Below are 10684 nucleotides of genomic sequence, written 5' to 3'. Positions count from 1 at the left end.
CGGCAGCCTGGAGGCCCAGGGCGCGGTCTACGCCGGCAGCGAGCTCAAGGTGCAGACCAAGGGTGACCTGAGCAGCCAGAAAACCCTCGCCGCCCGGGACCGCATCACCCTCGACAGCGGTGGCCAGTTGACCAACAAGGGCATCATCGAAGCCGGGGTCAATGCCGACAATAGCCGCAACTCCGACGCGGACATCACCCTTACCGCCCAGAATCTGGACAACCGCGGCAAGAGCATCGTCGCCAGTCGCGATCTGACGATCACTACCGCCCAGGCCCTGGACAACCGGGGAGGCACCTTGAGCGGGCAACGTCAGGTGACGCTCGGTGCCGGCACCCTGGACAACCAGAATCAGGGCCGGGTGCTCAGTAGCGATGCGTTGGTGCTGCAAGCCGGGCAACTGCTGAATCACAACGCCTTGATCACCAGTGATGGTGAGCTCAAGGCCAATGTCGGCCACCTGGGCAATCGTCACGGTGAGCTCAGTAGCCTGAGCCAGGTTCGCCTGCAACTGGCGGCGCTGGACAACGTCGCCGGGCTGGTGATGGCCGGTGAAACCCTGGATATCAACGCCAGCGGGGCCATCGACAACCGTGGCGGTGCCCTGGGGGCGGAGCGCTTGCTGAAGGTGCAGGCCGCATCCCTGGACAACAGCAAGGCCGGTAACCTGCGCAGCGAGAAGCGCCTGGAGGTCCAGGTCGCCGGGCGTCTCGACAACCAGGACAGGGGCTTGATTCAGGCTACCCAGGCCATGGAAGTACAGGCCGGGCAACTGGACAACCGCAAGGGCAGGATTTCCGGCAGCGACACCCTGGTGGTGCGCGGCGAGAGTGCGGACAACCGCGGTGGGGTGATACGTGCCGATCAGGCCCTGGGCCTGCACAGCCGTGACGTGGATAACCGCGACAAGGGCCGCCTGGAAAGCCGGACCGCCGTCACCGTCGAAGGCAACCGCCTGGACAACAGCGGTGGTCTGCTCAGCGCCACTTCAACCCTGACGCTGAACAGCGGCGAGGTGCTCAACCACGCTGGCCGCATCGCCAGCAAAGGCGAACTCCATGCCCAGGTGGACAGCCTTGCCCAGCATGGCGGCGAGCTGGTGGCCGAAGGCGCTCTGCATCTGCAGGGCCAGTCCCTGGATAACCGGGACCAGGGCCTGGTGGCCTCCCTCAAGGCCCTGACCCTGGACGTCGTCGAGGTGGATAACCGTGGTGGTGCACTGTCGGGCCAGGGGGAAGTGCAGGTCAACGGCCAGGGGCTGAACAACAGTGATGGCGGCAAGGTCCTGGCGGACCAGCGCCTGCTGCTCCAGGTGGCCCGGGTCATCAACCAGAACCAGGGGCTGTTGTTCAGCAAGCAAGGGCTGACCCTGAGTGGCGACAGCCTGGACAACAGCGGCGGCCAGCTGGTGAGCCAGAAGCCGTTGCTGCTGACCCTGAGCGCAACCCTGGACAACCAGCGCGGCCTGATCAGCGGCGAAGACCTGCTGACCCTCAAGGTTGGCAGCCTGGACAACCGCGGCGGACGCCTGACCGGTGCCCGGGCCCTGAGCCTCGACAGCCGCGGGGCGCTGCTCAACCAGGGTGGCTCGATCGTCGCCGAGCAGGGGCTGACCCTGGACAGCACCAGCCTGAACAACAGCGACAAGGGCGTGATCAGCGCCAAGGCCGATGCACGCCTGGGCACCGGCGCTTTCGACAACAGCCAGGGCGGCAGCCTGACCAGTGCCGGGCAGTTGACCCTGACCACTGCCCAACTGACCAACAACCAGGGCCGGATCGGCAGCGACCAGGCCCTCAATGCCAGCATCACTGGTCTGCAGCAGCAGGGCGGCGAGCTGTTCAGCAACGCCGACCTGACCTTGGACCTGAACCATGGCCTGCTGGACAACCAGGGCGGCAACCTGCACACCCCGGGGCAGTTGTTGTTGCGCAACCTCGACCGGGTGGACAACCGCAGCGGTGAAATCTCCGGGGCCAAGGCCTTCAGCCTCAACGCCCGGGAACTGGACAACGGTGCCGGCAAGCTCCTGAGCAATCAGGCCCTGACCCTGCGCATCGAGCAGGCCCTGGCCAACGTCAAGGGGCTGATCTCGGCTGCAGCCATCGACAGCCGCAGCGCCAGTCTGGACAACCGCGACGGCCAGTTGCACAGCCGTGGCGACAGCCAACTGCAGGTCAGCGGGCACGCTAACAACCAGGGCGCAATACTGCTGGCCGAAGGGCAGATGACCCTCAAGGCCGCCAGCCTGGACAACCGCCAGGAGGGGCTGGTGGGCGCCACCCGCGCCCTGGACCTGCAGGTCGGGCGACTGGATAACCGCGGCGGTGAAGTGTCGAGCCGGCAGATCGACCTGAGCGGCGAGCGCCTGGACAACAGCGACCAGGGCCGCCTGCTGGCCAGTGGTGACCTGACCCTGAAGGTGGCCCGGGTGCTCAACCAGAACCTGGGCCTGATTTCCGCGGACCAGGGCCTGAGCCTCAGCGGCATCGGCCTGGACAACCGGGGCGGGCAACTGGTGGGGGCCCAGCGCCTGGACCTGGAACTGGGTGAAGACCTCGACAACCGCAAAGGCCGGATCAGCAGCGAAGGCCGCCTGGCGATCCAGGCCCGCAACCTGAACAACGACCGGGGCAGCCTGTCCAGTGGTGGTGCCTTGCAGGTCAGCGCCGGGCAGGCCCTGAGCAACCAGGGCGGCAAGTTGTTGAGCGACGCGGGCCTGACCCTGGCCAGTGCCCGGCTGGACAACCAGCAGCAGGGCATCATCAGCGCCAAGGGCCGGCTGTCACTCACTACCGGAGCGCTGGACAACAGCCAGGGCGGCAACCTCAACAGCGGTGATGAACTGAGCCTGAACGCTGCCCAGGTCAACAACGAGCAGGGCAGCATCGGCAGCGCCAAGGCCCTGACGGCCTCGGTCACCGGGTTGCAGCAGCAGGGCGGCAAGCTGTTCAGCAAGAGCCGCCTGAGCCTGGACCTGAACCATGGCACCCTGAACAACCAGGGCGGCCTGATCAATGCCCCCGGTGTGCTACTGCTGAGCAACCTCGGCGCGGTGGACAACCGTCAGGGGGAAATCTCCAGCCAGCAGGCTTTCGAACTGGCCGCCCGCAGCCTGGACAACAGCGCCGGGCAGTTGCTCAGCAACCAGGCCCTGACCTTGCGCATCGAGGGCGCGCTGACCGCGCTCAAGGGCAAGATCGCCGCCGCCGCGTTGCAGATCGATGCCGCTAGCCTGGACCACAGCGGCTCGCTGCTCAGCGACAGCGAACTGGACCTGCGGGTCACTGGCCCGTTGCGCAACCAGGGCCTGATCCAGGCCGCCGGGCCGCTGCAGATCAGCGCCAACGGCCTGGACAACCAGGGTGGGCGCCTGCTCGGCGGCACCCGTGTGGGCATCGACCTGGGGGGCCAAGGCTCGGACCTGGACAACCGCCAGGGCCTGATCAACACCCAGGGCGTGTTGAGCATTGCCGGGCTGCGGGACCTGCAGAACCAGGCCGGGGAAATCTCCAGCACCCAGGGCTTCAACCTGGCCGGGCGCAGCCTGGACAACAGTGGCGGCAAGCTGATCAGCCACCAGCAGCTTGGGGTCGAGGCCGGGAACCTGGGCAACCAGCAGGGCCTGATATCCGGCTGGCAGGGGCTCAAGGTCAGCGGCGGCAGCCTGGACAACCGCCAGCAAGGTACCTTGTCGAGCCTGCTGGGGGATCTGAATATCGACCTCAGCGGCGCCTTGCTCAACAGTGCGCAAGGCGGGCTGGCCAGCCAGGGTCAGCTGACCCTCAAGGCCGCGAGCCTGGACAACAGCGACAAGGGTATCGTCACCAGCAAGGGCGAGCAGCAACTGATCCTTGGCAGTGGAGGTTTGAACAACGCCCGGGGCGGGCTGATTGAAAGCAGCGCCAGCCTCGACATCGGCGCCGGCGACCTGGACAACCAGGGTGGCCGCCTCAGCGCCGTGGGCGGCCTGAACTTCACCGGCAATAGCCTGAACAACCAGGGTGGCAACCTGCGCGGTGAAGGCGCGGTGACCCTCGATCTTCTGGGTGCCCTGGTCAACACCCAGGGCAAGCTGGCCGCCAGCGGCCCGTTGCTGCTCAAGCGTTCCAGCCGCATCGACAACCAGGACGGGCAGTTGGTCAGCCAGAACCTGATGACTCTGTTCAGCAACAGCCTGGACAACAGTAACCGCGGCACCCTGGCCGCCAACGGTGCGCTGCAGGTCAACGTCAGTGGCGAGGTGCGCAACCAGAATGACGGCCTGATCTACAGCCGCGACGCCGGCCTGAGCCTGAGCGCCGGCAGCCTGAACAATGCCAAGGGCGCGATCCAGAGCGCCAAGGCCCAGACCCTGGCAGCGACCGGGGGCATCGATAACCAGGGCGGCAAGCTGATTGCCGAGGATGGAGACCTGGACATTCAAGGCGCCAGCCTGGATAACCGCGCGGGTGTGCTGTCCAGCCTCAAGGGGCTGTTCCAGGCCCGGATGTCGGGGGTGCTGAACAACCAAGGCGGCCAGGCCGAGGCCCAGCGCCTGGATCTGCAAGCCCTGGCCGGTTTCGACAACGGCGCCGGACGCATGGCGGCCAAGGGTGGCGACTTGCTGCTCAATGCCGGCAGCGCCGGGGTGGATAACAGCCACGGCGGCCTGTATGCCAGCGGGCGGGTCAAGGCCAGCGGCAATCAGCTCGACAACAGCACCGGGCAGATCAACGGCCAGCACATCGACCTGGATTTCAACGGTTCCCTGGTCAACCAGGGCGGCCTGATTGAAAGCCGCGAGAGCCTGGCGCTGCGCGGCGCCAGCCTGGACAACCAGGGCGGCAAACTGCGGGCCCTGGCCCCTGGCGGCAAGACCGACCTGCAGATCGGCGGGCTGTTCGACAACCGCAACGGCCTGCTGGAATCCGCCAACACCGACCTGATCCTGGCGGCGTCGGGTTTCCTCAATCAGGGTGGCAGCCTGCTGCACCTGGGCGAAGGCAACTTCGATATCGCCACCGGCAACGTGATCAATGCCGGCGGCAGCCTGGTCACCCGGGGCGGGCTGACGCTGACCGCCGACAGCTGGACCAACAGTAGCGTGATCCAGGCCGGGCGCCTGAACCTCGACGTCAACCACTTCAGCCAGACCGCCGCTGGCCAGTTGCTGGCCAGCCAGCACTTGCAGGCCCGGGGCGGCAATTGGAACAACGACGGGCTGCTGGCCAGCGATGGCAGCCTGGACCTGCAGATCGGCGGCACCTATTCCGGTAATGGCCGGGTATCCAGCCTGGGCACCCTTGGCTTTGGCGCGGCCCAGCTCAACCTTGGCGCCGCGGGCAGCATCGCCGGTGGCGGCGGTACCCAGGTCACGGTCGCCGGGCAACTGAACAACGCCGGGCGCCTGACCTCCAACGCCGGACTCTCGGTGAATGCCGGCGGCGTGCTCAACACCGGCACCCTGGGCGCCGCCCAGGACCTGAACCTGACCACCCCGACCCTGGTCAACGACCACGGTTTCGTATTCAGCGGCCAGAACGCCGGCTTCAACGTCAATACCCTGACCAACAGCTATGGCGAGTTCTACAGCCTGGGCGGCCTGACTGTGGCCGGCATGGCGGCAGGCACCTCGGCCCAAAACCTGAGAAACATCTCCGGCAACATCCAGAGCGGCGGCGATATCAATATCGCTGCACTGGATCTGGTCAACGACCGGGAAAAATACGAAGCCAGCCAGCAGATCACCGATGGCCGCATGACCATCCGCTGCGTCCAGCACTGCGGCGGTGGCGCCAGTTGGGTCCGGGGGCCGGTGTTTATCTACCGGACGGTGGAAGGCGTGGTGACCAGCGACTCGCCGCAGTCGACCCTGAACGCGGGGGGCAACCTGACGGTCAACAGCACCAGCTTCCTCAACCGCTACAGCACCGTGTCGGCAGGCAATGACCTGAGCATCACCAGCGGCACCATCACCAACCAGGCCTCCCTGGTGGCGTCCGGTTCTTCCGGCTATGAAGTCGGCGCCGGGGTCAAGATCAATCGCGGGCTGTTCTTCCAGCTGGCCCGTGACGTGCAGGCCTATGACCGGGCGCACCCGCAGGGCAGTGCCTTCAACCAGGAGGACTTCGCCGCCCTGGTGGCCAAGTTCAACCCGGGGATCTTCTATGGCATCGACCGGCCGGTAGAGACCTCGACCCAGAGCACTTCCGCCGCGCCGGCCATCATCCAGGCCGGTGGCAAGGCCCGGCTCACGGCAGCCAACGACATCAGCAATATCAGCGTGGTCAAGAATGCCATCGCCGTGGGCGGTAGCACCCGCGACACGGCGGTGGGCGCCTCCAGCAAGCCGCTGATGGTAGTGCTCCACTCCCAGCTACCGCCGGACCTGGCGCAGCAGCAGGTCAACCCCCTGAGCCTGCCCAACTTCAGCCTGCCATCCGGGCAGAACGGCCTGTTCCGCCTGAGCGGCCAGGGCGGCGCAGCGCAGCCCTCGGCCCCGGCGCAGAGCTGGAGCATGGGCGGCGCCAGCCTGGAACTGAGCACTCGCCAGGCCGGTCCGGAGCCGGTCCAGCCCCGGGATCTGAGCAACCGGCCGCTGCCGCAAGTGGCCCTGGGCGCTCGCGACCTGAACCTGGTTGATCACCAGGCCACGGGCATCGATGGCCGCGCAGCGACGGTGCAGGTGAACGCCGTGGCCGGGGATTCGCCGGGGGGCGTGCTGCTGCCCACGGGCAGTGCTGGCAACCAGAGCGTCAACCGCGTCCAGGGCCTGCCGGACAGCAGTGTGCGCAGCAATCCGCACAAGTACCTGATCGAGACCAACCCGCTGCTCACCGACCTCAAGCAGTTCATGGGTTCGGACTATCTGCTGTCGAAACTGGGCTACGACCCGGACCAGAGCGCCAAGCGCCTGGGTGATGGTTTTTACGAGCAGCGCCTGATCCAGCAAGCGGTCACGGCCCGTACCGGCCAGCGTTTCCTCGATGGCCAGAACAGCGATGAGGGCATGTTCAAGTACCTGATGAACAACGCCATCGCCAGCAAGGATTCACTCAACCTGGCAGTGGGCGTGACCCTGACCTCCCAGCAGGTGGCGGCCCTGACCCACGACATCGTCTGGCTCGAAGAGCAGGAGGTGAACGGCGAGAAGGTGCTGGTGCCAGTGCTGTACCTGGCCAACGCCAACAACCGTCTGGCGCCCAATGGCGCGCTGGTCCAGGGCCGCGACGTGACCCTGATCGCCGGCAAGGACCTGGTCAACTCCGGGACCTTGCGCGCCAGTGAGAACCTCAGTGCCACGGCGGGGACTGACCTGATCAACGGTGGCCTGATCGAGGCGGGCAATCGCCTGAACCTGCTGGCCGGGGACAACGTGGTCAACCAGTCCGGCGGTATTATCGCCGGGCGTGACGTGACGGTCCGCGCCCTGGCCGGGGACGTGATCAACGAGCGCAGCATCACCACCTTCCAGAGCAACCCGGGCTCCACCACCCAGCGCCTGGACTACGCCGACAACGCCGGGCGGATCGAGGCCCGCAACGACCTGAATGTCGGTGCCGGTCGCGATATCAATAACATCGGCGGGGTGCTGAGCAGTGGCGGCGACACGACCCTGATCGCTGCGCGCGACGTCAACCTGGTATCGGCCCAGGAGCACGACAAGCTCACCCGCGACCGCTACCTCAACGAAAGCATCACCCAGCACGGTTCAAGCGTCAGCGTCGGAAGGGATCTGGCGGTCAGCGCCGGACGCGACCTGACGGCAGTCGCCAGCCAGATCGAGGCCAAGCGCAACATCGCCATGGATGCGGCGGGTGACCTGACCCTGGCCTCGGCGGCGGATGAACAGCACAGCTACTCCAAGACCAAGAAAGTCACCCGCCAGGAAGACCATGTCAGCCAGATCGGCACCTCGCTGACCGCCGGGGCCGATGTGGTCCTCAGTGCCGGCAAGGACCTGAGCCTGATCTCCAGCCGTATCAGCGCCGGCAACGAGGCCTACCTGGTGGCCGGTGACAACCTGGAACTGCTGGCGGCCCAGGACAGCGACTACTCGCTGTACGACATGAAGAAGAAAGGCAGCTGGGGCACCAAGAAGACCCGCCGTGACGAGGTGACCCAGGTCACCAACATCGGCAGCGAGATCACGACTGGCGGCGACCTGACCCTCAAGAGCGGCGGCGACCAGAAGTACCAGGTGGCCAAGCTGGAAAGCGCCAAGGACCTGACCCTGGACAGTGGCGGCGCGATCACCTTCGAAGGGGTCAAGGATCTGCACGACGAAAGCCACACCAAGAGCAACAACAATGCCTTCTGGAATTCCTCCAAAGGCCGCGGCAACACCGATGAAACCCTGCGCCAGAGCAGCCTGGTGGCCGGCGGCAGCCTGACCATCAAGGCCGTGGAAGGCTTGAAGATCGACATCAAGCACATCGACCAGAAAAGCGTCAGCCAGGCCATCGACGCCATGGTCCAGGCCGACCCGCAACTGGCCTGGCTGAAACAGGCCGAGGCCCGGGGCGACGTCGACTGGCGCCAGGTCAAGGAGATCCACGAGTCCTTCAAGTACAACAACTCGGGCCTGGGCCCGGCAGCGCAGTTGATCATCGCCATCGCCCTGGCGGCGGTGATGGGGCCGATGATGGCCGGGATGAACACCATGCTCCAGGCAGTGGCGGTGAACGTCGCCACCAAGGCCACGGTCAGCACCATCGACAACCGCGGCAACCTGGGCAAGGTCCTCAAGGACGTGACCTCCAAGGAGAGCATCAAGGGCTACACAGTGGCCGCAGCCACCGCCGGAGTGGCCCAGGGGTTGAACTACAACCCGAGCGCCATGGGCCTGGATGCCAAGAGCCTGCAGACCGTGGCGGTCAAGGTCACGGCCGATGCCCTGATCAAGACTGCGGTCTATGGCGGCAGCTTCAAGGACAACCTGGCCAGCGCCGCTGCCGGCACCGCGGCGAGCATTGGCGGGGCCTATGGTGCCGGCAAGATCGGCGACCTGGGCCTGACCGAAGGCGGCCTGGCGAAAATCGCCCTGCATGCCGGGCTTGGCGGCCTGCTGTCTGAAGCCATGGGCGGTGATTTTCGCACCGGCGCCATCGCCGGTGGTGCCAACGAGTTGCTGGTGGGGGTGCTGGGGGACAAGCTGCTGCCGGACAACCTGATCCCCGGCTCGCCGGAGTACATCCAGGCCCAGGCCAACCTGATGGCCCTGTCGCAGATTGTCGGTGTACTCGGCGCGTCGGCGTCCGGTGGTGACATGAGCATCGCCTCGGCGGTGGCGGCCAATGGCACTCAGTACAACTACCTGACGCACCAGGCCTTCGACGAGGTGGGCAACTGCCTGTCGGGACGTACCTGCTCTACCGATGAGCAGAAGAAGGCTGCGGTGGCCAAGGCCGAGAAACTCAGCGAGTGGCTGGACTCGGAAATGCGCAGCCTCTGCGACAAGGCGCCGACCAGCGACAGTTGCCGCGCGGCGGTCAATGCCTCGATCAAGTACGTGGCCATGAAGGATGCCTGGAACATCATGAACAAGGATGTGACCCGTTCCTCGAAGAACACCTTCGACTATCTCTACAACACCGAAGGGGCTGCCGGGCGCCTGGTGACCTACTTGAACACCATCGACAACCGGGCCAATTTCTTTGGTGCCAGCCATGTCTACGAGCAGAACATGGGGATTGGTGCCAAGTGGTTCGGTGGGGCGGAAGAGGTGTCCAGGGCCGGTTGGACCGGCCTGGGAGCCGACGATAACCTCTCGTACATAACCTTTGGTGTCGGCCGGCTGATGGCGCCGGTCTATGACTGGCGCAAGGCAGCCGGGGATGCGCTGATCACCGGTGGCTTCGAGAACTTCAAGAACCTCTACAACAAGGCCACCAGCGATCCGGTCGCCTGGGACATCAAGCAATTGAAAGGCGAACAGACTATCCTGCAGCCGATTCATGAGCAGTACATGGGCGACCGGAGTGCATTCACCTGGCTTTCCGGGCTGGTGACCGATACGTCGATCATGCCCGAGATAATGATCGGTGATCGAAAAGGAATGGATGGCGGCGTGGATATTCTGGATTACAAGTCCCGGGTGGAGTTTGGCTGCAAATTGCTGGGCTACTCCAAGAGCCAGGGCTGTGCGCCATGAGTGCGGCGGCTTACCCGCGACGCCGGGTGTTCATGGCGTTTTTCTTCTGCCCGCTGGTGTTGGGGCTGGTGTTCGGCGCCTTCAAGTTCGTCACGCTGCTGGCCCACCTGGCCAGCAACCCGCGATTGCTGGGGGAGGTGCGGGGGGGCGAGTTGCTGCTGATGCCGGTGCTTGCACCGCTGGTGGCCCAGGTGGCGTTTCTGCTGCCGTTCCTGGTCTTCGCCCTGGGGGTGACGCTGATGAAGGTCTACCACAGCCCGCGCGCCTGTGCGGTGCTGGCCCTGGTGGGCGCAAGCGTGGCCAGCCTATGGGCGCTGATCTTCATCGCCCTGGTGGTCCATGGCGTGAAGAAGGCACAGTTCGCCGACTACCAGGTGGAGATGCTGGTGCTATTCGTGGCTGCCTGCCTGACCTGCTGGCTGGCAGCGCGCCTTTTCCTGCCCGAGAGCAATGCTGGTCCAGGGGTTGCTGACTGACCCCTTGCTCCGGCTGCCGTTATTGACAGCCGGGGCTGGCGCCGCGAATTATCCAGCCCCTGGATAATTTCGA

The 10684-nt window shown here is 65.6% G+C and carries 2 protein-coding genes; both read left to right on the top strand.

All coding sequences use genetic code 11. The features are described 5' to 3' along the window. The coding region (locus tag F6S12_RS11755) for a DUF637 domain-containing protein (RefSeq protein WP_409999839.1) at positions 1-10135 on the top strand (10135 nt) is incomplete at its 5' end. Further along, a complete protein-coding gene (locus F6S12_RS11750) occupies positions 10132-10611 on the top strand; it encodes a hypothetical protein (protein WP_227454146.1) in 480 nt (159 codons plus the stop codon). The genes F6S12_RS11755 and F6S12_RS11750, both read left to right, overlap by 4 nt. Positions 10612-10684 lie beyond the last annotated feature (73 nt).

The organism is Pseudomonas sp. JV245A (assembly GCF_032424515.1).
Classification (GTDB): domain Bacteria; phylum Pseudomonadota; class Gammaproteobacteria; order Pseudomonadales; family Pseudomonadaceae; genus Aquipseudomonas; species Aquipseudomonas protegens.
Note: the sequence above shows the minus strand (reverse complement) of the source record. Positions and strands in the feature narration are given on the sequence as shown.

Excerpts from the sequence above, each read along its gene's own strand:
- F6S12_RS11750 (WP_227454146.1), top strand. The coding sequence starts at position 10,132 with ATGAGTGCGGCGGCTTACCCGCGACGCCGGGTGTTCATGGCGTTTTTC.